Source organism: Sphingopyxis bauzanensis (genome assembly GCF_002205675.1).
Taxonomy (GTDB): Bacteria; Pseudomonadota; Alphaproteobacteria; order Sphingomonadales; family Sphingomonadaceae; genus Sphingopyxis; species Sphingopyxis bauzanensis.
Genome location: NZ_NISK01000002.1, coordinates 206,206 through 227,835 on the forward strand (window position 1 = coordinate 206,206; position 21,630 = coordinate 227,835).

Consider the following 21,630-nt stretch of genomic DNA (forward strand, 5'->3'; position numbering starts at 1 on the left):
GATCGGCAGCGCCGTCTGGACGGGAGGCAAGGCATGACCGTTACGCAAATCGATCGCGGCGCGATCCTCCGGGCAACGCCGCGTTGATCGCATCGGCCCGCCTTTTTGTCAGTGCGGCGGCGGCGTCGGTGGCGGTCGCAGGCGCGCTGTCCGCTGCCTCGACCAGCCGCACGCCGACGCCGCCCGCCACGCCCAAGCGCATCTTGTCGATGAACCTGTGCTCCGACCAGCTCGTGCTTGCGCTCGCCGACCGTCAGCAGATCGCGGGACTGACGCGCAACGCCGTCGATCCCGGGATGTCTGACGAAGCCCCAGCGGCGCGCGGCCTGCCCCTGCTCAGCAACTCGGCCGAACAGATTTTGGCCATCGATCCCGATCTGGTTGTCGGCATGCCGGCCAGCGGCAGCGCGGCACTGGCGGTTGCTCCCGATCGTTATTCGCTGCTCGATCTGGAAACCGCGAACCGGCTCGAGCAAATCTATCTCACCATCGGCCAGACCGCTGCCGCCGTCGGCCATCCCGCGCGCGGTGCGGCGCTCATCGCGCGGATGAAACAGGATATTGCCGACCTGCCCCGGCCGGGCCGTGGCCGCGTCGCCGCATATTATCAACGGCGCGGCTACATGACCGGCACCGGGACGCTCGTCGACGACATGATGACGCGCGTCGGGCTGGTCAATCTGGCGGGCAAGCTTGGCAAGCCGCCGCTGTCGCAATTGAGCCTCGAGGAAATGGTCGCCGCCCGCCCCGATTTCCTGATCGTCGAACGCGCCACGACGATCATCGACGATCAGGGGAGCGAAATGCTCCATCACCCCGCCCTGTCCGGCATCCCGCGGATTGTGGTGCCCGAAGCCTGGACAGTGTGCGGCAGCCCCGCCTATACCAAGGCGGCGCGCAGCATCGCCGCGCAGATCGCGCAGTACGACGGGACGGCGCGATGAACCGCCCGATCCCCCGGCCCCTGCTGCTCGGGGTCCTAGCAACACTGGCAGTCATAGCCGCAATTGCTTCCCTTTTGTTCGGCGCCGTCGACCTGTCGCTCGTCCGGCTATTCGCTGCCGCGACCGGCGACGGCGACCGCACCGCGTCGATCATCCTCTTTGACCTGCGGCTGCCGCGCGCACTGCTTGCGCTTGCCGTCGGAGCAATCCTCGGCCTCGCGGGCGCGGCATTGCAGGGCTATTTGCGCAACCCGCTCGCCGAACCGTCGGTGCTCGGCACATCGAATGCCGCGGCCTTGGGGGCTGTGGCAGCGCTCTATTTCGGCCTCGCGCAGGTCCATCCGGCGGTGCTGCCGCTGCTCGCCATCGGCTGCGCCTTGCTCTCGCTCGGTCTGCTGTTCCTGCTCACCGGCGATGCCGAAAGCCCGCTCACCCTCATCTTGGCCGGGCTCGCCGTCGCGACGCTGGCGGGCGCGGGGATCAGTCTGGCGCTCAACCTGTCGCCCAACCCGTTTGCGGCGATGGAGATCATGACGTGGCTGCTTGGCAGCCTGGAAAACCGCTCGTTCGACCATCTGTGGATCGCCCTGCCCTGCATCGTCGTTGGCGGTGCGCTGCTGCTGTGGAACGGCCGCGCGCTCGACGCGCTAACCTTGGGCGAGGACGCCGCGCAGGCGCTTGGCACCGACCTTAAGCGCACGCGGCTGCGCCTGCTGCTCGGCACCGCCATCGGCGTCGGCGGCGCGGTGTCGGTGGCGGGCGCGATTGGCTTTGTCGGGTTGATCGTGCCGCACCTGATCCGCCCGCTGACCGACCGCAGTCCTTCGGCAATCCTCCTTCCCTCCGCAATTGGCGGCGCCGCGCTGCTGACCCTCGCCGACCTTGGCGTGCGCCTGATCCCGACCACCAGCGAACTTAAGCTCGGCGTCGTCACCGCCTTTCTCGGCGTCCCCGTCTTCCTGCTCCACCTGATGCGGGAGCGGCGACTGTGGTGATGATCGTCGCCCAACAGGTCGGCGTGACGCTGGGCCGACGCTCCGTGCTCCACGACGTCGATGCGGCGTTCGCGCCCGGTACGCTGACGGCGATCGTCGGCCCCAATGGCGCGGGCAAATCCACCCTCGCGCGCGCGCTGCTCGCGCTCGTCCCGATCTGCGGCCACGTCCGCATCGATGGCGCCGACGTCGCCGCGATGCCGCGCGCTGAACTCGCGCGGCGCGTCGCCTATGTCCCGCAGGGCCAGACGCTGCACTGGCCCCTCAGCGTCGAGCGGCTGGTCGGGCTGGGCCGCCTGCCGCACCTCGCGCCGATGTCGCGGATCAGCGCCGCCGACACCGCCGCAATCGAAGGCGCGATGACGCGCGCCGATGTGCTCGATCTGCGGGACCGGATCGCGACCGAATTGTCGGGCGGCGAGCGCGCCCGCGCCCTGTTCGCGCGCGCGCTCGCGGTCGAGGCACCGGCCCTCATCGTCGACGAACCGCTCGCCAGCCTCGACCCCGGCCACCAGATCGACGTCATGGACCTGCTCCGCGCCGAAGCTGCGGCGGGCGGTACGGTGATCGCAGTGCTCCACGACCTGACGCTCGCGGCGCGCTATTGCGACCGGCTGCTGCTGATCGACAAAGGGCGTGTGGTGGCCGACGGCGAACCCGCCGCCGTCCTGACCGCAGACCGGCTACGGGCCGTCTATGGCATCGAAGCGCGCGTCGAAACCGGCGGCGCCTGGCCGACGATCACGACGCTTGGCCGCTCAGGCCGGTGACGACCATTTCACCAGCACAAGACCGCTGACGATGAGGAGCGCCGCGACGATCCGCATCGCGCTCGCCTGTTCGCCCAGCACCGCGATGCCGACGATCAATGCGCCGACCGCACCGATCCCTGTCCAGACGGCATAGGCGGTGCCGAGCGGCAGCGATTTCATCGAGGGCGCCAGCAACGCAAAACTGGCGATCATGGCTGCGATTGTGACCAGCGACGGTCCCAGTTTCGAAATACCGACGCCCGCCGTCCATAGGCAACCTCATAGGCATCTGCGCAAGCGTTCAAGATTGATGACAGCGCCGCGCGGCGGGGATACGCCAGCTTGGAAATTCACGCGCTATTCACGGAGAAAATCGATGGCATCCCAGCGACAATTTGCATTTTCCCTGCTGCTTGTGAGCGGTTCGGTGGCGCTTGCGGCAACCGTAAACGCACAGCCCCCTTCGCCCACCTACGATCTGATCATTCGCGGCGGCACGCTGTACGACGGATCGGGCCAGCCGCCCGTGGTCGGCGACGTGGCGATCAACGGTGATCGCATCGTGGCGGTGGGCAAAGTGGATGGCCGGGCCCGCACGGAAATTCCGGCGCGCGGCATGGCGATCGCGCCAGGTTTCATCAACATGCTGAGCTGGGCGACCGAATCCCTGCTCGCAGACCCGCGCAGCCAGAGCGATATCCGGCAGGGCGTGACACTTGAGGTCATGGGCGAAGGCTGGTCGATGGGACCGCTCAATGCGACGATGAAGGCGAAGGAATTAGAGCGCCAGGGAGACATCAAATATGCGATCGAATGGACCAGCCTCGGCGACTATCTGAACCATCTGGAAAAGCGCGGCGTGGCGACCAATGTTGCAAGTTTCGTCGGCGCAGCGACAGTGCGCATCCACGAATTGGGTGAGGACGATGTTGATCCGACGCCTGGACAGTTGGCCCGAATGCGCCGGTTGGTCCGCAGCGCGATGAACGAAGGGGCGCTCGGGGTTGGAAGCTCGCTCATCTATGCACCGGCTGCTTATGCCGAAACTGATGAGCTGGTCGCGCTGGCCAGCGAAGCGGCAAAATGCGGCGGCATGTATATCAGCCATATACGGTCTGAGGGCGATCGGCTGGAGGAAGCAATCGACGAGCTGATCGACATCTCGCGCCGATCGGGCGCGCCTGCCGAGATTTATCACCTCAAGATGGCCGGGCGCAGCAACTGGACTAAGCACGCAGCCGTGATTGCGAAGATCGAAGCAGCGCGTGCCGCGGGGTTACGGATTACCGCCGACATGTACACCTATACCGCCGGGGCGACGGGGCTTGATGCCGCGATGCCGACATGGGTGCAGGCCGGCGGCCTCGAGGCCTGGATCGCAAGGCTGAAGGACCCGGCGACACGCGCCCGGGTCGCCGCCGAAATGAAAAGCCCTGGCGGAGACTGGGAGAATTATTTTCTCGGAGCCGGCCCCGACCAAATCCTCCTCGCCGGTTTCAAGAATGATGCGCTGAAGCCGCTTTCCGGCAAAACGCTGGCCGAGGTTGCGTTGCTCTGGAACAAATCGCCCGAGGATACCGCGATGGACCTCGTTGTCCAGGACGGGTCGCGCGTCAGCACCATCTACTTTCTGATGTCGGAAGAGAATGTGCGCGCTCAGATCAAGCTGCCCTGGATGAGCTTTGCGTCCGACTCCCCGTCGCAGTCCACCGAGGGCGTGTTCCTCAAATCGAGCGCACATCCGCGCGCCTATGGCACTTTCGCCCGCCTGCTCGGGCGGTATGTGCGCGACGAAAAGCTGATTTCGCTAGAAGAGGCGGTCTACCGGCTCACTGCGCTGCCTGCGGCCAACCTCGGCCTCAGCGAACGAGGCGCATTGAAACCGGGCTATTTTGCCGATGTCGTCGTCTTCGATCCGGCGGCGATCGCTGATCGTGCGACCTTCGAGAAGCCGCACCAATATGCGGTGGGGATGCGCGACGTGTTCGTCAACGGCGTCGCCGTGCTGAGGAATGGCGAGCTCAGCGGCGCGCTCCCGGGACGATTCATTACCGGCCAAGGGCGTGGCCGGTGTCCCTGAGTCAGCCTCGCTAGCTTTGTCGCGAAGCTGGGCGCCGAGGAGCAGGGGCCGTAGGATGCAGCTTCGATGACGTGGTCGATGTCACGACATTCCATACCGATCCCGAAGCGCAGTTCGAGATCATCATGGAAGTGCGCAACGAAGAGATCCGCGTGGCGCCCTATCCAAACTGGACGGCAGTCGGCGTCAACTGGCTTGCCGCGTTCGATTTCGAGATCAAGGTGATCGCGCGAATTCCCGATTGAGTTGGCCTTGTGCCGCCCCGACGAAGGGCGCTACCTCACCTATCAGTCGAGCCTGTTTCTCCGCGCCTTTCAGGGCGATGTGGCGGGGGCGCCGCTGCGCCCGCGCTCGCGGCGTTCACGAGCGAAGCCGAGGGTCAGCGCAGTCAAGCTGCGCCGGACGCGAACCCGTAGCGCTCGCGGACAGGTCCGCGCCGAAGGGCGAGTACCGCGATCGCGGCGCCTGCAACCAGATTGGCGATCAGATGATCCACCGATGCGCCGAGCAGCATGGGCGCCGCGGCCACCGCGACGCCGCACGGGATCAGCAGGAAGCGAGCGATCCGGCTAATCTCCGCCGCCGCAAGCGCGACGATCGTCAGACTGACTAATCCCAAAGCATGATCGGCGTGCGCTGCGGAGCCTTCGGCGCCCCAGGTCAGTGGCGTGAACAGCAAGGATGCCCCGATCAATCCGGCAGCAAGCAAGTTCCACGGCAGATTGACGCCGCCGCCCAGCATATCGCGTGCGATCGCTCCCGGACGACGCGCGAATTCGTCAGCGTCGTCTCGCGATCCCGCCGCATCGGCATCGCCGAACAGGAAGACACGCAGCCAGCTTTGCCCCTGCCCAGCGCGGCGGCGCACGAACTGGATGGTCGCGACGAGCTCATCGACCGCATAGGGTATTTGCAGCAGCATCGCCGCGGCCGCGACGAGGGTCAGCGTGGCCCAGGTCCCGATGACGATCGGCTGGATGATGACGAATGAAATCGACACGATGCTCAGCGGTACGATCATCAGTCCGAACAGGAACACCAGCCAGGGCATGGTGCGCCAGCGGGCGCGCGACCCGACGATCCCGGTGACGATTTCGAGCGCATAGGTATAGCCGCCGAGAGCGGCATCGGGGATCGGAAAACTCTCTGAAACGAAGGAGGTGATGACCGCCTCGGTACCATTCTTGGCCGGTTCTTCGGGCAGGCCGGCAAAAAAGGGATCCCAGACGCTGTCGATCTGGCCGAGCTGATAGGCGGTGAGATAGCGCGCGATCACCAGCCCGATCAGGGCAAGCAGGATGATCGGAATGCGCTGGCTCCAGGCCGAGGGATTGTACGACCAGCCGGCGGGCACGCTCGACCGGTCGGTAGCCGCCACCATCGACGGACCGGGTTCGGGGCGTCCGCCCACGGCAAAGGAAAAGACCAGCATGCCGATCAGCGTGTCGGAAAGAAACGCCGCTGCGTTGCCGGTCCAGAACACAAAGGGCGCGGCCATCAGCAGCGCGCCTACGCCGGCGGACGCCCAGCGCGCCCAGATCATGCGCCAGGACAGCGCGAACGCGGCGAACAACATCAAGGCGGCCCCGAGGATAAGCTCACTCCATAACAGCAAGGGCTCGGTGACCTGCAGAATGAACGGCTGGGTAAAGATCCAGAAGCCAAGGCCGATATTGGCGAAGTGCATCCAACGGGTGCCAGCATGATCGGCGCGCCGCGCCGCTTCATAGTCGCGCCGCAAATTTTCCGGATCCAGACCCGCCGCCCCCGCCTCCTCGACGAACGGCGGCGGGGTGATGCGGTTGGCGGCGTACCAGGCGGCGGGATCGGCCTTCAACTTCGCTACGATCCCGGGCAGTTCGTCCGCCAGCCGATGGCGCGGCCGCCAGCCCAGCAGTTGTCGCGCGCGGCGAATATCAAGGGCATAATGATCGCTCGCCATCCGGGTCATGAACGGCTGGATGAAGGGCCGTTCGCCGGCGTCGATCGCATCGGGAACCAGCGGTTCCGCCTTGTCCTGCAGCCATGCCCCCGCCGCGGCGGCAGATGCCGGCAAGCGAAGGGTAGCCCAGTCTTCTTCGCCGTGGATCAGGGCTCCCAGGCGGTCCTGCAACGCGCCATAGCCGAGCGCCTCCTCCTCGCCGATCAGGATCGCGGTTTCTCCGGGGAGCGATTGCCGGCGGTCGATGGTCCGTACGAACGCATCGACCAGATCCTCGCGGTGGACCATCGCCTGCCCGGCGTCGGTGTCGCCCGAATAAAAATGGCTCTGCAGGTCGCGTTCGTAAATGCGGGCGATCTGCTGCGCGAAGGTTGGGACCGACGTATCGGAGTCATAGAGGCCCGCAAGGCGCAGCAGCACCAGCGGCGTGTCGCCGCGCTCCGCGCGAAGTACCTCCTCCGCTGCGGCTTTCGAGCGCGGATATGCCCATTGCGGGTCGATCGACGTCGTCTCGTCGATCCGCTCGCCGGGCGCACCCGGCGCATGGACGAGCATCGTGCCCGCATAGACGATCTGCTCGACCTCGAAATCGCGCAAGGCGCGCAGCAGATGCCGGCTGCCGTCGACATTCACGGCTTGATATTGCGGTTTGTCCTCGCCGCTGAAATCGAAAAAGGCGGCGAGATGCACCACGCAGGCCAGCCGATCGCCAAAATCGCTGCGCACCCGCGCCAGCGCATCGGCCGTATCCTGCACATCAGTCAGATCGATCGCATAGATCGGAAAGCCCAGATCCGGCGTGTCGGTGTCGAGGCCGACGACGGTATAGCGGTCGCGCAGCGCCGCGGCGATCGAGCGCCCAAGATTGCCGGCAGCGCCCGTGATCAGCACGATGGGTTTGTCTGTCATAGCCTCCGTCCGCCGGGCCCGACCTCGTCCGTGTAACGCGGCCGATCTTTCCGATTAACGGGCCGTGCGGCCAAAGGGTCCGCCACACCGCCCAAAAAATTCTGATGAACGTGGTGCGGTGCCTGCCAACGATGTTGGAGCGTCTCGCTCCCCTCTGCTGGAACCCTTGCCCGCCACCTGTCGTTTGCACCGGTATCGGGCGCCGGGGCGCCAATCTGTCGGTCAAGGAGGGAAAAATCGCACTGCGCGTGCCCTATTGCGGACCTCCGCCACCGCCAGCCGACCTGCTTGGCCAGTGGAATTTCGATCCGCTGCTGCTGACCGCGCTGGCAGCGGGTTTGCTGCTGGTTCTGGCAGCCGCGCGCGATCAACGCCTGATCGGCACGCTTGCCATTGCGGCGCTGGCGGTGATCTTCGTTTCCCCCTTATGCGCGGCGGGCAGCGCGCTGTTTTCGGCGCGCGCCGTGCATCACGTCCTGCTGGTGACCGTCGCCGCACCGCTTTTTGCCCTGCTCGGCGAGAAAAGCCGCACAAATGGGACTGCGCTTGCGCTGCTGGTGTCGACGATCGTTCTGTGGGCCTGGCACATCCCCGCTCTCTACACTGCCGCCCTCAACAACCACGCGGTCTTCTGGCTGATGCAATTGTCCTTGCTGATCAGTGCGACCTGGTTCTGGCGCGCGTTGTTCGCGGCGCAACCCGACCTGCCCGCAGTCTTTGCGGCGCTGGTCGCCGCCGCAGGGCAGATGGGGCTGCTCGGGGCGCTCCTGACCTTCACCCCGCGCGCGCTCTATCCCCACCATTTGATCGCGCCGTTCGCTTACGGGCTCGACCCGCTGCGCGACCAGCAGCTGGCGGGGCTGATCATGTGGGTCCCCGCGATGCTGCCCTATGCGCTCATCGCCGCTGTACTGGCGCGCCGCGCCTGGTCCGGCGGACATCTCGGTCCGGCCCGGTGATGTTTGCAATTCCCCTGGTCAAAGGCCTCCATATTGCCGCCATCCTGTTCTGGGCCGCCGGCCTGATCGCGCTGCCACTGCTGTTGTCGCAGCACCGGCCCGGCCACGATCAGAGCGGTTACCAGCGCGTCCGCCGCTTCACCCATTATGGCTACACGCATTTGCTGACCCCGGCTGCCGTCGTTGCGGTCGCCGCCGGAACCGTGCTGCTATTTCTTCGCGGTGTCTTCGTCCCCTGGATGTTCGCCAAACTGGTTCTGGTTGGCGGATTGGTGGCGCTGCACGCCTGGATCGGCACGCAGGTCGTGCGCATGGGGGAACATGCCAACCGGCGCCAACCATCGCCGAGCTGGCCGCTGATCGCGATCGCCATCACCCTGCTCGCCGCGGTCTTCATCCTGGTGCTGGCGAAACCGGCCGCGGATGGGATCGAAATTCCCGACTGGCTCGCTACCCCGCGCGGCCGTCAGCTCCCCGTCGAAGATGTCCCGATATGATAATCGAACACAAGCTTCCCGCCATGCCAGCCGGCGAAGCCGACGAAGATGGCCGAGAGCAGCGACAGCAGCAGACCATAGGGCAGCACCGCCGTTTCATAGCCCGAAAGGCGATAGCCCCAATTGGCGCCGAGGATGCCGAGCAGCATCATTGCCACGATGAAATGCGTCCAGCTGGCGGCGCGCGCCCGGATCCCCGGCACGCTGAACAATTCGATGGTGCCGGACAAGCCGGCCAGCAAACCCATGAGGAAGGCCATGGCCGTGCTCCACAGCGCCGCGCGCGCCCAGAACCCATCGCCGGTCCACCAGTAGAACAGATCGGCTCCCAGCGCGCAGACCGCGAGGCCGATCGGAAAGGAGACCAGCATCGCGTGAACCGGATGCCCCGACACCGCGACCTTCGATTCCGCGTCGTCGAACGCCGGATCGGCGCTGATCGGATCGGTCAGCTGATCCTCGCGCTGCCGCGTCGTTACCATCGTCTTCCTTTCTCCGGCCGCTTGCTCAGAGGAGTAACGCTTGGCGCGACATTTGTTTCATCGGGTTGCAGCACAGATTATTCGACGCTCGCCCCGGCGGGGCCCGCCGCCGCGGCCATTGCGCCATTGTGGTGGGTCATGCTCGCCGGCGCTGCCGCAATCTTCGGCCTGGTCTGCGCGCTGCTGCTGCTCGCGTTCCGGCGCCGCGGCGCGGACCAGCCCGTGTCGGCGACAGCCTGGATCGTGGGCGGCGGGCTGCTATTTCCGATCGCGACGCTTAGCGCGCTGCTTGGCTATGGCCTGATCGTCGGCGAACAATTGCTGCCGCGCGCCGATTCGGCGACGCTCCGCGTCGGCGCGGAAGCGCGCCGCTGGCAGTGGACCTTCACCCAGCCTGGCACGGCCGGGCCGATCCGCACCCGCGATGTGCTCCATGTCCCCGCCGGGCGCCCGATCGATGTCGAGCTGACGACGCGCGACGTGATTCACGCCTTCTGGGTACCGCGGCTTGCCGGCAAGATGGACGCCATCCCGGGTCGGCCTAATGTGCTGCGCATCGAAGCGCACCGCCCGGGCGTCTATCATGGCCTGTGCGCCGAGTTTTGCGGCGCCGGCCACGCGCGGCACGGATTTCGCGTCGTCGCGCATGACGCGGCGGGATGGGCGCGCTTTCAGGCGGGCGAAGCACCGTGAAGGCGCTGCGACTCCACCGCGCCTTCGAGGCGATCTGGGGTACGCCGGCGGGCTGGCGCGGCTCGCTCGCGACGGTCAATCACAGCACGCTCGGCGTGCGCCTGATGGTGACCGCCTTTGTGTTTTTCCTGATCGGCGGTGTGCTCGCGATGCTGATCCGGGCGCAGCTTGCGACCCCTGGCAGTGCCTTCGTTGGCCCCGAAATCTACAACCAGCTGTTCACGATGCACGGCAGCATCATGATGTTCCTGTTTGCGATACCGATGTTCGAGGGGTTCGCGATCTACATGCTACCCAAGATGCTCGGGGCGCGCGATCTCGCCTTCCCGCGCATGACGGCCTATGGCTGGTGGTGCTATCTGTTCGGCGGCTCGATGCTGCTCGTCTCGATGTTGCTCGGCATCGCGCCCGATGCCGGCTGGTTCCTGTACACACCGCTGTCTTCCAAGCCCTATTCGCCCGGGATCAATTCCGATTTCTGGCTGCTCGGCATCACCTTTGTCGAAATTTCCGCGATCGTCACCGCGGTCGATATCATCGTTTCAATCCTCAAGCTGCGCGCACCGGGTATGTCCCTCGACCGCATGCCGCTATTCGCCTGGTACATGCTGGTAACCGCGGCGATGATGCTGATCGGGTTTCCGCCGCTCATCCTCGGCTCGATCCTGCTCGAGCTCGAGCGCGCCTTCGGCTGGCCCTTTTTCGAGGCCGCCCGCGGCGGCGATTCGTTGCTGTGGCAGCATCTGTTCTGGCTGTTCGGCCATCCAGAGGTCTATATTATCTTCCTGCCGGCCGCCGGCGCCGTGTCGACGATCATCCCCGTCATGGCGCGCACCCCGATCCTCGGATACGGCTGGATCGTTGCCGCGATCCTCGCGCTCGGCTTTCTGAGCTTCGGGCTTTGGGTGCACCATATGTTCACCGTCGGCATTCCGCACCTGGCGCTGGCATTCTTTTCCGCCGCCTCTACCCTCGTCGCGGTTCCGACCGGCGTGCAGATCTTCGCCTGGCTCGGCACCCTGTGGGCGGGCCGACCGCAAATGCATCTGCCGATGCTCTACCTCATCGGCTTTCTCGTCACTTTTGTCCTCGGCGGCCTGACCGGCGTGATGGTGGCGATGGTGCCGTTCGACTGGCAGGCGCACGACACCGCCTTCATCACCGCGCATCTTCATTATGTCCTGGTCGGCGGCTTCGTGTTCCCGATGCTCGCGGCGGCCTATTATTGGCTCAGCCATTTCACCGGCCGGCGCTACAGCTACACGCTCGGCAAGGCGGCGTTCTGGCTGATCTTCATCGGCTTTCACCTCACCTTTTTCCTGATGCACCTGACCGGGCTGCTCGGTCAACCGCGGCGCATCGACACCTACCCCGAAGGCGTCGGCTGGACCCTGTACAATCTCCTGTCCTCGGTGGGGGCGTTCGTGATGGCGACGGGCATCGCGCTCTTCATCATCGATGTCCTGCTGCAATTGTTTCACGCCCCGCGCGCGCCGCGCAATCCCTGGCGCGCCGGCACGCTCGAATGGGCAATGATGCAGCCGCCGCCCTCCTATAATATTGCCAGCCTGCCGCAGGTGCACGATCGCGAGCCGCTCGAGACGGCGCCCGATCTGGCGCTCTCGCTGGCGCGCGGCGAGGGCTATCTGGCCCTCCCCCGCAACGGCTGGCGCGAGACACTCGCCGTCGACACCAAAAGTGGCCGGATCGACCATATTGTTGTCCTCCCGGGCAACAGCCTGTTGCCGCTGGGAACCGCCCTCGTGACGGGCAGTTTTTTCCTGCTGGTGCTGCTCAAGCTCTATCCATGGACGCTGTTGCCCCTCGCCGGGCTCGTCGTTTTGGGCTGGCGCTGGGCCTGGGTACTTGGCGACAAACACGCCCATGGCGAGCTTCCCATCGGCCGCGGCGATCATGCCCCGATTCATGCCGAAGTCCGCGATTCGCCAGGTTGGTGGGGCAGCGTTTTCCTGTCGATCGCCGACGGCAGCCTGTTTGCCGCGCTGATCTTCGGCCACGCCTATTTGTGGACGGTCGCCCCCAACTGGCCGCCGCCCGCCCTCGTCACAGCCTCGCTCCCCGTCGTGATTGCGGGCCTGCTCGGCGCCGCACTCGCTGCGCGCCGCAGCTCCGGTGTGACGGTCACCGGCGCGGGTCTGGGCCTGCTGCTGACGGCCCTGCTGCTGACCGCTTTTCGGCTCGCCCCGTCGCCGACCAGCCATGCCTATGGCGCGGTGGTGGCGGTGCTCCTCGCCTATGCCGCGCTGCACGCCGCGCTGGCGCTGGTGATCTGCTGTTTTGCTCGCGCGCGGCGCCGAGCTGGTTATATCGCTGCGATCAACGGCGCCGAGCCGCGGATCGCGCGGCTGTGGACCGACTATGCCGTCGCTGCCGGCGCCATCGCGCTCGCCTGCACGCATTTGCCGGCGCTGCTGTCATGACCGCCCTGCTGCGCGCGGCGGCAGGCCTGATCATCTGGGCCATCGTCTTCGCGTCGCTCTACGCGCTGCAAGGGCTGGCGTGCGCCCTCGGATGGGACAAATGGCAGATCGCAGAAGCCAGCCTGGCGCGGCTCGTCCTGCTTGCCGTCTATACCAGCGGCATCGGCGTGCTCGCTCTGCTCTGCTGGCGTTACCGCCCGCGCGTCTCGCGACGCCAGTTTCTCGATCGACTGGCTTTTGCCGGCGCCGCGGCCGGACTGTTCAGCCTGATTTATACCGGCCTGCCCGTCGTCGCAGCGTCGATTTGCCGATAAAGCGGCGAGGATGGCTGATCCCGTTGGCCCATCCCGTCGGCTCATACTGCCGGCGGCCGGTTCGCAAGGCGAAGGATAATGCGTGAAAAGGAGCATGAGCTTCGCGATTGGTCGCAGTGGCTCGGTGTCAGCGAGGCGCGACTGAAGCCAGCGGTCTAGCGGATCGGAAATCTCGTCTATGACGTTCGCGCCTATCTGCTGTCGGGCCGGGAGCAGGACGACGCGGCGGACGATGACGGCCGATAGCCGGTGCTCGCACGCTGCCGGCGGGCAGCCGGAGATTAATCTGAATTAAGGCGGTGGAACCGGCCCGAGCCCCGTTCGTAGAAGCGTCGATGCGACGATATTTCTTCAACGTGCATAATGATCTCGACACGATCGATCATGAGGGCATGGAATTCGCCGATCTCGGCGCCGCTATTGCGCATGCCCGAATAGCGGCGCGGTCGCTGGCTGCCGACACCGTCCGGCAAGGGCATCTCATTGGACATCATCGCGTCGAAATCGTCGATGGCGATGGGACGCTGCTGCACTGCGTGCGCTTCGACGAAGCGATCGATATCCAACCTTGAGCGACCCGCTTCCCAGCAGCTTTGCGTAAAACAGGACCGCGATCGCCGGCCCCCGCCACGGCGAATGCGACGAAGCGGAGGGAATATCGGCGACTTCGGTCCCGCTTGTGCATAGGCAGGTCATCGCCGCGCAATGTTTTGGTCGCAGTGACTTTGAGACCGAATTGCTCCCCCTCCGCGAGGAGCCGATGATCGACCGATATTTTCTCCACTTGCGCAACGGAACCGATGACGTGCTGGACGAGGAGGGTGTCGGGCTCGGCGCGATGGCGGCGGCATGATCGAGCCAGCATGGCATAAAACAGAGACCCAAATGCCTCGATATTTACTGCGTTATGCGGCGCCCGGATCGAACGGCGAGGTGACTGAGCTGTTTGCAGCAGCAAGTGCTCCGGCGGCCTTCTTGCTGATCGAGGAGAAGACCATCGGCGCGCGCGCTATTCTCTATCAAGATGGGCAGGAGCTGTGCCGCCGGGGATGGGGCGGCACAGGATATAAGCATTGCTGGATTTTGAGCCGTTAGGGCCGTGGGCTGTCCGTCAGGCATTTAACTGAGCCGCAGGGATAGACGCGACCGCTGAATCGCTGCGTTGCTCGACCCCGGCGCCAGGCTGCTGCGGACGGCGCGCCAGAATGCCACCTCTTCGGACGCACCTCTTGCTTCGGACCAGCCGATTTGGCGCTCAACCACCACTTCGGTCGCATCGCCGTAGCGCTGACGCGCATCGCCGGCACATCTGGCGATCGTATTTCTAGAATAAAGCAGCATGGCGACCCTCCATTTTCTTGTCGATTGGACCTCGATTCGCTGTGGATCCACCCTACGCAAGGTCGTCGCCGGAAAAGCTAAACCATGTTGCAAAATCGCCGCGCAACCTGCCGCCTCTTGTTAACCTGGGTCAGCGTTGCAGGGCCTCCCGCCAAGCGTCGACAAATGAAGACGATATCTGCCCGCGGCCGAACCTTCGCGGCGCGCGCGCGTTTCGCCGATATGAACAGCCCTCCGAGCACCGAAGACAAGGCGCGGCCCTGGTGGGCAACCGGCGTCATCTATCAAGTTTATCCCCGTTCGTTTCAAGACAGCAGCGGCGACGGCGTCGGCGACCTCGACGGCATCCGCGAGCGGCTGGACTATATCCAGACGCTCGGCGTCGATGCGATCTGGCTGTCACCGATCTTTCCCTCGCCAATGGCGGACTTCGGCTATGACGTTACGGAATTTTGCGACATCGATCCTATGTTCGGCGACCTTGCCGCCTTTGATCAATTGCTTCGGGAGGCGCACGCCCGCCGCCTCCGACTACTGCTTGATCTTGTCCCCAACCACAGTTCGATCGAGCATCCCTGGTTCAAGGAGAGCCGCGCCTCGCGCGACAGCGCGCGGCGCGACTGGTATTTCTGGCGCGACCCGGCACCCTGTGGCGGCCCGCCAAACAACTGGATGAGCGACATGGGCGGCTCGGCATGGGAATATGATGCGGCGACGGGCCAATATTATCTCCACAGCTTTCTCAAGGAGCAGGCCGACCTCAACTGGCGCAATGAGGAGGTGCGCGCCGCGATGACCGACGTCCTTCGCTTCTGGTTCGATCGCGGCATCGATGGCTTTCGTATCGACGTATTGTGGCACTGCATCAAGGCAGCAGACCTGCCCGACAACCCGCCCAACCCCGCCTTTTCGTCCGACCAAGGCGAGAAGTTCATGGTACTTCAGCAGCATTCGACGAACCAGCCCGAGATCCATGAGATCGCGCATGCGTTTCGCACCCTCGCCGACAGCTATGGGGAGCGGCTGCTTGTCGGTGAAATCTGCCTGCCGCTCGATCAGCTCATGACCTATTATGGCCAACCCGATACGCCGGGCGTCCATCTACCTTTCAATTTCCAGCTGTTGGACGCGCCTTGGGATGCGAGAGTGATCGCGCAACTTGTCCAGAATTATGAAGCGGCGCTCCCCGACGGGGCCTGGCCAAACTGGGTGCTCGGCAGCCACGATGCGCCGCGCATTGCCGGCCGCCTCGGTGAAGCGCAGGCGCGTGTTGCAGCCATGCTGCTGCTGACCCTGCGCGGTACGCCGACCCTGTATCAGGGCGATGAACTGGGCATCGGCCGCGTGGCGATCCCGACTGACCGCATCCGCGATCCGCAGGATTTGCGCCAGCCGGGGCTCGGGCTCGGCCGTGACGGCGCGCGGACCCCCATGGCCTGGAATAACCAGATAAACGCCGGGTTCAGCGATACCGAACCCTGGCTGCCACTGCACGATGACTGGCCGAGCCGGAATGTGCGCGCGCAGGCGGCAGACCCGCACTCGATGCTGAACCTTTATCGACAGTTGCTTGCGCTGCGGCGTGTCCATCCCGCGCTTGCCGCCGGCCATTTGCGGATCCTGCCTTCCGGGGAGGAGGTCCTGCAATATGAACGCCGTATCGGTGATGACTGGCTGATGGTCGCGCTCAATTTCGGCGCGCGCGCCCGCGACGTCCGGTGCGAGCAGGATATGAGATCATATCGCCTGCTGCTCTCGACGGTCGAACGCAGGACGTTTGACGGCAAGCTCCGGCCAAATGAAGGCGTTCTCCTTGCACGGCGGGCTCGATAATGCGCATCGCGATGCTGGCGCCAATCGCCTGGCGGACCCCGCCGCGGCATTACGGTCCCTGGGAGCTGGTCACCAGCATCCTGACCGAAGCGCTGGTTGCCAAAGGGCTCGACGTTACCCTGTTCGCTACGCTGGACAGCGTGACAACCGCCAGGCTCGAGGGGATCGTCCCCGCGCCCTACAGCGAAGACCCGGCGATCGACGCGAAGGTCTGGGAATATCGCCACCTCGCGCATCTGTTCGAGCGCGCGCACACGTTCGATATCATTCACAATCAGGCTGACTTTCCCGCGCACGCCTTCTCAAGGTTGGTTGAGACCCCTATTGTCACGACCATCCATGGCTTCTCTTCGGCCCGCATCCTGCCCATGTACAAGCCGTTCGAGGATCGCGTCCATTATGTAGCGATCAGCGAGGCGGATCGGCATCCGGACTTGCGCTATGCGGCGACCATTCATCATGGCATCGTGCCCGAGGAGTTTCCGCTCGACCTGGTCGGCAGCGAGGATCTCCTCTACTTTGGCCGCATCCATCCCGACAAGGGCGCAGCAGAAGCGATCGAAGTTGCCCTTAGAGCAGGGCGCCGACTCCATATCTACGGCATCGTCCAGGACGAAGAATATCACTTGCGCCATGTCCTGCCCCATGTGGACGGCACGAATATTCTCTATCATGGCCCGGTAGGCGGCGGCGCGCGCGTGGCCGCGCTCGGACGCGCGCGCGCCCTTCTGCATATGATCAACTTTGACGAGCCCTTCGGCCTCTCGGTCATTGAAGCGATGGCCTGCGGAACGCCGGTCATCGCGCGGCCGCGCGGTTCGATGCGCGAGATCGTCGAACACGGCCGAACCGGGTTTCTGGTCGAGGACATCGCATCCGCGGTTCGGGCGGTCGAGGATGTGGGATCCATCGACCGTCGCGCAATTTCCGAAAATACCGCACAGCGCTTTTCGGCGCAGCGAATGGCCGACGCATATATTGCCCTCTACCGAAAGATCGGGAACGGCCAACGTCAGCGACGATCTCGGCCCTGACAGTGTGGCGACCGCCGGACGATAGCGCACAGATCATGAGGGGCCCCGCGGTACCGAACAGCCCGACGGCATTGCCCTGCACGGAGGCGATTTTGGCGAAGCGGGGCTCGCCGGACAGTTTGTGGCGCTGGACGGAAACAACCCCAACTCCTCGGGCGACATGCACCGCAGAATTTCAAACTGGTCCCGCTTGGCGATATTCTCGCCGCGATGGACCAAAAGCCATAGCGGCGGTGCCCGCTAACGTCGCCCGATCCAGGCCAAGCTCCGATCCGCGCAAGCGCGCAAGTCCTGGCCGCTCACAGGAAGTCGAAGGACCGGTGCCCAATTTCCTCCAAATTCGGCGATCCGCGGCACCTGCCGGCCGCAGACCCGATCGTCCTGCGGTGCTTGAAACCCTCCAATTTTTCGGCATTCGGTTCATTGCGAAGCGAACAGCCAGAGCGTAACGGCGAGCGCGGTCGTGGCAGCCACAAGCGCCCAGGCGAGAAGGCGGATCCGCATGGGTTTGAGAACAGTGACTTTGTGCGGTTGGAGTTTGTCGATGATGCTGCGCGCGCGGCGTTCGGCCGATATAAAGATGTAAATGGCCGCGAGCAAAAAGCCGGTGGCGATGGCCTTGGGGATCCAGGTCGGCTCCAGCGTCGCGAACAGCGCATTGAAGCCAAGGCCGATGCCGACGGCTGCCAGTCCGGTGCGCACCCAGCCCGCAAAGCTTCGCTCATGCGCCAGCACGGTGCGATCCTCGGCCATTTCGGTCCGACTTTCAGCCAGGTCGGTCCGATCGTCGAGACGTGTCATGAGCTGTCTCGAACAAGCGGCAAGGCGGAGCGCGAACCGGCGTGCTCATGCGAGATAACACTGAGACTGCCATCGGTCTCGAGCACGACGGCTGCAATATCGCAAAGGTCGCCAAACCCTTTGCTCCGGATCGCAGACAACACATCCGCGCGGGTGACACGTTCCCGGCGGAGCGCCTCACAGTCAAACACGCCATCGATCAGCACAGGCCTGGGATCGGATTTTGCCAAACGCTCTGCGACCCGCCAGCGAACTGCCATGGCCGCGATGACATATTGCAGCGCGATCAGCATCAGTAACGCGGCGAGACCCTCAAGAAGGGTTACATCGCGGCTGAGCACGATGGTCGCCAAGGTCGATCCCAGGGCTACGGTCACCACCAGATCGAATGCATTCAGTTTGGCGAGCGTGCGCTTCCCGCTCACTCGCAATAGCGCGATCAGCGCCAGGTAGGCGGCGGCGCCGAGCAGCAGTATTCGCCATAGCGCGTCCCAGTTGTCGACCATTCTGCCTAACCTTTCCGTCGCTCTTTCTTCAATGCACGCGGGCGGCCCGGGTTTCGCCGCAGCGACAATAAACCGGGCGATCGTCGTCGCATCACACGGCCAAAGGGCGCGCGGCCTGCGCCGATCCGCTGACCGCCGCGCAGCCTTGTTTTTTTTGGAACCTTCCCGCCCCCGGCGCGCGTTGAGAGCTGATGGTCTCGACAAGCCCCTGCGGCGAAATGCCCGTATCTCCGCCTGCAACGCGTCGGCGTATCCGGCTAATCAACGCGGCGCTAGAACGGGCTTGGGCGAAAGGCGCGGCGCAGCGACCTCGCCTCGATCCAGCGGCAATTCTCGCCGCCGCGCAGCGACGGACGGGGACCCGCCGCGACCGGCTGCCGCGCGATTGGTACGACCGACTGACGCTCCTCACCGAGGACCTCGAGCTCTGCGCACATCTGACCCCGCTTGGCCGGACGATCGCTTTTGGTCAGCTCGTTTCCGCGTCCGCCAACATGCTTGGCATGCTGGCGCTGTGGAAGCGCCATCCCGAAATCGATCGCGAGAGGATCGAACGTCCGATCATCGTCGTGGGCCAAATGCGGTCGGGCACCACCCGTATGCAGCGCCTTCTCGCGTGCGACGATCGCTTTCGGTATACCCGCTTCTACGAGAGCTGGAATCCCTTGCCCCGCATCGCCGCGAACCGATATTTCGATGATCGCAAATGGCGGACGCGCGCCGCACTTCTCGCCGCGAATTTTCTCAATCCCGATTTCCGGACAATGCACCCCACCGGCGCACTTGCCGCCGACGAAGAGATCGGCTTCTTCAACATGCTCATGACGCCCGCGGCCTTTGAAGCGCAGTGGCGGTTACCGAATTTCGTCCGTCATTGCGAGGCGATGAACAGCGACGCGGTCTACCGCCATTTCAAGCACATGCTCAAAACGGTCAGCTGGCTAAGACAAAGCCTCGATCAAGGGCCATTCATCCTCAAGGTGCCGCAATTTGGCGAGGACCTCGATGCGTTGCTCACCGCATTTCCCGATGCGCGGATCGTCCACGTGACGCGCGACGAAGATGCCGTTCTCGCCTCATCGGCATCGCTCGTTTTCTCCCAGATGGCCATGCAATCGGACTGCGTCGATCCCACCGCGATCGGTCAGGAATGGTCGCGAAAGCTGAGGTTGCGCCAGGATCGAACAGCCAAGTCGCTTGCGCGTACCGCGGTGCCGCGGATCGAGATCGCTTACAGCGATGTCGAGCGCGACTGGCGCGGAGCGATGACCAGTCTCTACGCGATGTTGGCGATGCCTTTGACCGCGCGGGCCGAACGCCGGATGGAAGCCTATCTTCGCGCCAGCCGCAGCGCCGGACTACACGCACGTCGCCATCATCCGAGCCATTTTGGGCTAGCGGCAAACACTTGATGCCGCGCGGCCTTCCGCCCTCGGACAATGCGTCCGATACAGGCGGGCGAAAAACCTGCGTTAGTCCGACACGATTAACCTCACTCGGCCCCGCGCGGTCCCTCGTCTTCATCGCCGCCAGGCCCCAGCAGTCCACTCTCGTCGTCATCGCTGCGTTCACCGCGAAAAGCATCGAGATCGATTTGGCCCGAGCGCTCCATTTGCCGCATGTGATCGACGAGATCCTGCACGTCGTCGGTTTCATCGACAGCCGGCGTTTTATCGCTATCGGCGAGTTTTTGGTTGCGCATCGCATCGGCGCTGACGGTCTGCGCCTGCGCGTCTTCGTCTTCCTGCTCCTGATTGATAGCTTCGGGTGCTTCGGCGTCGCGGGGAGGAACAATCATCGGTGGGCGTCCTGCAAAAAGTTGGTGTGCAGACAACGCCAAAGTCGGCACCGAAGTTCCGGTGCGCCGGCCTGTTTGATCGCTGGCTGCGCGGAAACCATACCGGCCCGGCTGCGGGCAGACAGGCAGCGGCCGACTGGCTTCTGTGATCATGGGGACTGACCGGGCGCTGCAGCCAGTCTGAAACTGTGCGCGGCTGAAAGCTCTATTCGGTGGCTTTGTCCGACCTTTGAGCCGACTCAGCCGCGCCTGGCACGTTGGGGTCGTCCGTCTCGTACGCGGCGCTCATGTCGGCCACAGTCGCGCCGCGCTTGCCCATTGGCTCCGGGCGACCGGTCGTCGTATCGCGCGCCGTCTGCCGCTCGGTTTCCGCATTGATCAGGCCGCCCAGCAGGACCGCATAAGCGGATAGATAGAGCCACAGCAGCAGGACGACGACGGCCCCGAGCGATCCATAGGTTGCGTCATAATCACCAAAACGCGTGACATAGAGCCCGAACCCGATGGTAGCTCCCAGCCAGAGCAAGGTCGCCACGCCCGATCCGAGGCTCAGCCATTGCCAGCGGGCATCGGCCCGGTTCGGCGCAAAACGATAGATGCCGCCAAGGGTGGCGATGCATAGCCCGGCAGCCAGGATCCAGCTCAATATTTGCAGCACCGCCGCGCCCGCAGGGCCAAGGTCGAAGAACAGGCTGCCGGACAGGCTCAGCATCGACGCCGCTGTCAGCCCCACCACGCCCATGGCAATCGCCCCTGCCGCAAGCGCTGCGGATACGAGGGTCCAGCGCAGATAGCTTCGCCGATCCTTCTCTTCGTAGACGATATTGAGCGACGTGATCATGGCGCCCGATGCGCGCGACGCGCCGTAAAGCGAGACGAGCAAAGCCACCGCGAGACCGATCCCTTTTCGCTCGGCCGCGCTTTGCGTCAATTGCGTCAACTGGCTGTAGATCAGCTCGGCGGCGTCGGCCGGAATGAGGTCGATCAGGAGGCGCATATGCGCGGCGACTGACGTCGGGTCGGCAACCAGCCCGTAGGACATGACCAGCGCTGCCAGCAGCGGCACCAAGGACAAAAAGGCGTAGAAGGCAACCGCCCCTGCGAGCAGGCTGAGATTATGCTCGCTGTTCTTGGCCCAGACGCGGCGCAATATCGCCCACACGGCTCGTGGTGGATAGGCGATAGGGCTTTGCGCCGCTGCGCCGAGCTGGTTGCTGCCCCGATGATGGGAAGGACCGTTCACAAGAACCCTAGCGCGGCGATGCCGCGCCTGATCCCGGCAAGCCCAGCAATTTCTGCGGCAGCTGGC

At 64.7% G+C, this 21,630-nt stretch carries 22 protein-coding genes and 1 pseudogene; 15 read left to right on the top strand and 8 right to left on the bottom strand.

Annotated features, from left to right (window positions below; all coding sequences use genetic code 11):
• Nucleotides 1-83: 83 nt before the first annotated feature.
• The 3 genes from CDQ92_RS07525 to CDQ92_RS07535 are packed head-to-tail and all read left to right on the top strand — an operon-like array spanning nucleotide 84 to nucleotide 2,709.
• A complete protein-coding gene (locus CDQ92_RS07525) occupies nucleotides 84-944 on the top strand; it encodes an ABC transporter substrate-binding protein (RefSeq protein ID WP_373289606.1) in 861 nt (286 codons plus the stop codon).
• Nucleotides 941-1,939 carry a FecCD family ABC transporter permease gene (locus CDQ92_RS07530; protein WP_088440801.1) on the top strand — a complete coding sequence of 333 codons (999 nt, stop codon included), beginning with the start codon at nucleotides 941-943 and terminating at the stop codon, nucleotides 1,937-1,939. The genes CDQ92_RS07525 and CDQ92_RS07530 overlap by 4 nt, the downstream gene beginning before the upstream one ends.
• On the top strand, nucleotides 1,933-2,709 hold the full coding sequence (locus CDQ92_RS07535; protein WP_088440802.1) for an ABC transporter ATP-binding protein: 777 nt from the start codon (nucleotides 1,933-1,935) through the stop codon (nucleotides 2,707-2,709). Before CDQ92_RS07530 ends, CDQ92_RS07535 begins: the two co-directional genes overlap by 7 nt.
• Here CDQ92_RS07535 and CDQ92_RS07540 read toward each other — a convergent pair.
• On the bottom strand, nucleotides 2,698-2,943 hold the full coding sequence (locus tag CDQ92_RS07540; RefSeq protein WP_336596120.1) for a DMT family transporter: 246 nt from the start codon (nucleotides 2,941-2,943) through the stop codon (nucleotides 2,698-2,700). The two genes, CDQ92_RS07535 and CDQ92_RS07540, sit on opposite strands and share 12 nt — an antisense overlap.
• A gap of 124 nt (nucleotides 2,944-3,067) precedes the next feature.
• Here CDQ92_RS07540 and CDQ92_RS07545 point away from each other — a divergent pair, with 124 nt between their 5' ends.
• Together CDQ92_RS07545 and CDQ92_RS07550 are read left to right on the top strand one after the other, a co-directional pair.
• Nucleotides 3,068-4,771: an N-acyl-D-amino-acid deacylase family protein gene (locus tag CDQ92_RS07545; RefSeq protein ID WP_088440804.1), complete on the top strand. Its 1,704-nt coding sequence runs from the start codon at nucleotides 3,068-3,070 to the stop codon at nucleotides 4,769-4,771.
• Nucleotides 4,772-4,830: 59 nt separating this feature from the next.
• Nucleotides 4,831-5,016: pseudogene (locus tag CDQ92_RS07550) on the top strand (Rid family hydrolase); the annotation flags it as partial.
• Between the two features lie 143 nt (nucleotides 5,017-5,159).
• On the opposite strand, the gene CDQ92_RS07555 reads toward CDQ92_RS07550, so the two are convergent.
• Nucleotides 5,160-7,622, bottom strand: coding sequence for an NAD-dependent epimerase/dehydratase family protein (locus CDQ92_RS07555; protein WP_088440806.1), 2,463 nt, complete (start codon nucleotides 7,620-7,622; stop codon nucleotides 5,160-5,162).
• Between the two features lie 131 nt (nucleotides 7,623-7,753).
• Here CDQ92_RS07555 and CDQ92_RS07560 point away from each other — a divergent pair, with 131 nt between their 5' ends.
• Both CDQ92_RS07560 and CDQ92_RS07565 read left to right on the top strand, forming a co-directional pair.
• Complete coding sequence (locus CDQ92_RS07560) at nucleotides 7,754-8,581, top strand: cytochrome c oxidase assembly protein (RefSeq protein WP_088441457.1); 828 nt, start codon at nucleotides 7,754-7,756, stop codon at nucleotides 8,579-8,581.
• Complete coding sequence (locus CDQ92_RS07565) at nucleotides 8,581-9,078, top strand: CopD family protein (RefSeq protein WP_088440807.1); 498 nt, start codon at nucleotides 8,581-8,583, stop codon at nucleotides 9,076-9,078. The genes CDQ92_RS07560 and CDQ92_RS07565 overlap by 1 nt, the downstream gene beginning before the upstream one ends.
• Here CDQ92_RS07565 and CDQ92_RS07570 read toward each other — a convergent pair.
• The gene (locus CDQ92_RS07570) at nucleotides 9,048-9,560 is read right to left on the bottom strand and encodes a DUF2231 domain-containing protein (protein ID WP_088440808.1); all 513 of its coding nucleotides are present in this window, start codon (nucleotides 9,558-9,560) and stop codon (nucleotides 9,048-9,050) included. The two genes, CDQ92_RS07565 and CDQ92_RS07570, sit on opposite strands and share 31 nt — an antisense overlap.
• Before the next feature lie 138 nt (nucleotides 9,561-9,698).
• On the opposite strand from CDQ92_RS07570, the gene CDQ92_RS07575 reads away from it, so the two are divergent.
• From CDQ92_RS07575 to CDQ92_RS07595, 5 genes are all read left to right on the top strand, one after another.
• Complete coding sequence (locus CDQ92_RS07575; RefSeq protein WP_088440809.1) at nucleotides 9,699-10,253, top strand: cytochrome c oxidase subunit II; 555 nt, start codon at nucleotides 9,699-9,701, stop codon at nucleotides 10,251-10,253.
• A complete protein-coding gene (ctaD, locus tag CDQ92_RS07580; RefSeq protein ID WP_169714550.1) occupies nucleotides 10,220-12,694 on the top strand; it encodes a cytochrome c oxidase subunit I in 2,475 nt (824 codons plus the stop codon). Before CDQ92_RS07575 ends, ctaD begins: the two co-directional genes overlap by 34 nt.
• Entirely contained in the window at nucleotides 12,691-13,008 is a 318-nt protein-coding gene (locus CDQ92_RS07585; RefSeq protein WP_088440810.1) for a twin-arginine translocation signal domain-containing protein, read from the top strand. Before ctaD ends, CDQ92_RS07585 begins: the two co-directional genes overlap by 4 nt.
• Before the next feature lie 392 nt (nucleotides 13,009-13,400).
• Nucleotides 13,401-13,580 carry a DUF6894 family protein gene (locus tag CDQ92_RS21950; protein WP_419722527.1) on the top strand — a complete coding sequence of 60 codons (180 nt, stop codon included), beginning with the start codon at nucleotides 13,401-13,403 and terminating at the stop codon, nucleotides 13,578-13,580.
• Nucleotides 13,581-13,857: 277 nt separating this feature from the next.
• Nucleotides 13,858-14,103 (top strand): hypothetical protein, encoded by a 246-nt coding sequence (locus CDQ92_RS07595; RefSeq protein WP_144035701.1) that lies wholly within the window; start codon nucleotides 13,858-13,860, stop codon nucleotides 14,101-14,103.
• 24 nt (nucleotides 14,104-14,127) lie between these two features.
• Here the strand turns inward: CDQ92_RS07595 and CDQ92_RS07600 are convergent, their stop codons facing one another.
• Nucleotides 14,128-14,349 (bottom strand): hypothetical protein, encoded by a 222-nt coding sequence (locus CDQ92_RS07600; protein ID WP_088440813.1) that lies wholly within the window; start codon nucleotides 14,347-14,349, stop codon nucleotides 14,128-14,130.
• Between the two features lie 222 nt (nucleotides 14,350-14,571).
• Between CDQ92_RS07600 and CDQ92_RS07605 the strand changes: the two genes are divergently transcribed.
• Together CDQ92_RS07605 and CDQ92_RS07610 are read left to right on the top strand one after the other, a co-directional pair.
• Nucleotides 14,572-16,182 (top strand): alpha-amylase family glycosyl hydrolase, encoded by a 1,611-nt coding sequence (locus tag CDQ92_RS07605; protein ID WP_088441459.1) that lies wholly within the window; start codon nucleotides 14,572-14,574, stop codon nucleotides 16,180-16,182.
• On the top strand, nucleotides 16,182-17,216 hold the full coding sequence (locus CDQ92_RS07610; RefSeq protein WP_088440814.1) for a glycosyltransferase family 4 protein: 1,035 nt from the start codon (nucleotides 16,182-16,184) through the stop codon (nucleotides 17,214-17,216). Before CDQ92_RS07605 ends, CDQ92_RS07610 begins: the two co-directional genes overlap by 1 nt.
• Nucleotides 17,217-17,636: 420 nt before the next feature.
• Here the strand turns inward: CDQ92_RS07610 and CDQ92_RS07615 are convergent, their stop codons facing one another.
• Nucleotides 17,637-18,017 carry a YidH family protein gene (locus tag CDQ92_RS07615; RefSeq protein ID WP_088440815.1) on the bottom strand — a complete coding sequence of 127 codons (381 nt, stop codon included), beginning with the start codon at nucleotides 18,015-18,017 and terminating at the stop codon, nucleotides 17,637-17,639.
• Nucleotides 18,014-18,523 (bottom strand): DUF421 domain-containing protein, encoded by a 510-nt coding sequence (locus CDQ92_RS07620; RefSeq protein ID WP_088440816.1) that lies wholly within the window; start codon nucleotides 18,521-18,523, stop codon nucleotides 18,014-18,016. Before CDQ92_RS07620 ends, CDQ92_RS07615 begins: the two co-directional genes overlap by 4 nt.
• A gap of 218 nt (nucleotides 18,524-18,741) precedes the next feature.
• Between CDQ92_RS07620 and CDQ92_RS07625 the strand changes: the two genes are divergently transcribed.
• Complete coding sequence (locus CDQ92_RS07625; protein WP_158213787.1) at nucleotides 18,742-19,935, top strand: sulfotransferase family protein; 1,194 nt, start codon at nucleotides 18,742-18,744, stop codon at nucleotides 19,933-19,935.
• Nucleotides 19,936-20,015: 80 nt separating this feature from the next.
• Here the strand turns inward: CDQ92_RS07625 and CDQ92_RS07630 are convergent, their stop codons facing one another.
• Together CDQ92_RS07630 and CDQ92_RS07635 are read right to left on the bottom strand one after the other, a co-directional pair.
• Entirely contained in the window at nucleotides 20,016-20,474 is a 459-nt protein-coding gene (locus CDQ92_RS07630; RefSeq protein WP_229667169.1) for a hypothetical protein, read from the bottom strand.
• A gap of 52 nt (nucleotides 20,475-20,526) precedes the next feature.
• Nucleotides 20,527-21,564 (bottom strand): YihY/virulence factor BrkB family protein, encoded by a 1,038-nt coding sequence (locus CDQ92_RS07635; protein ID WP_229667168.1) that lies wholly within the window; start codon nucleotides 21,562-21,564, stop codon nucleotides 20,527-20,529.
• Between the last annotated feature and the right edge of the window lie 66 nt (nucleotides 21,565-21,630).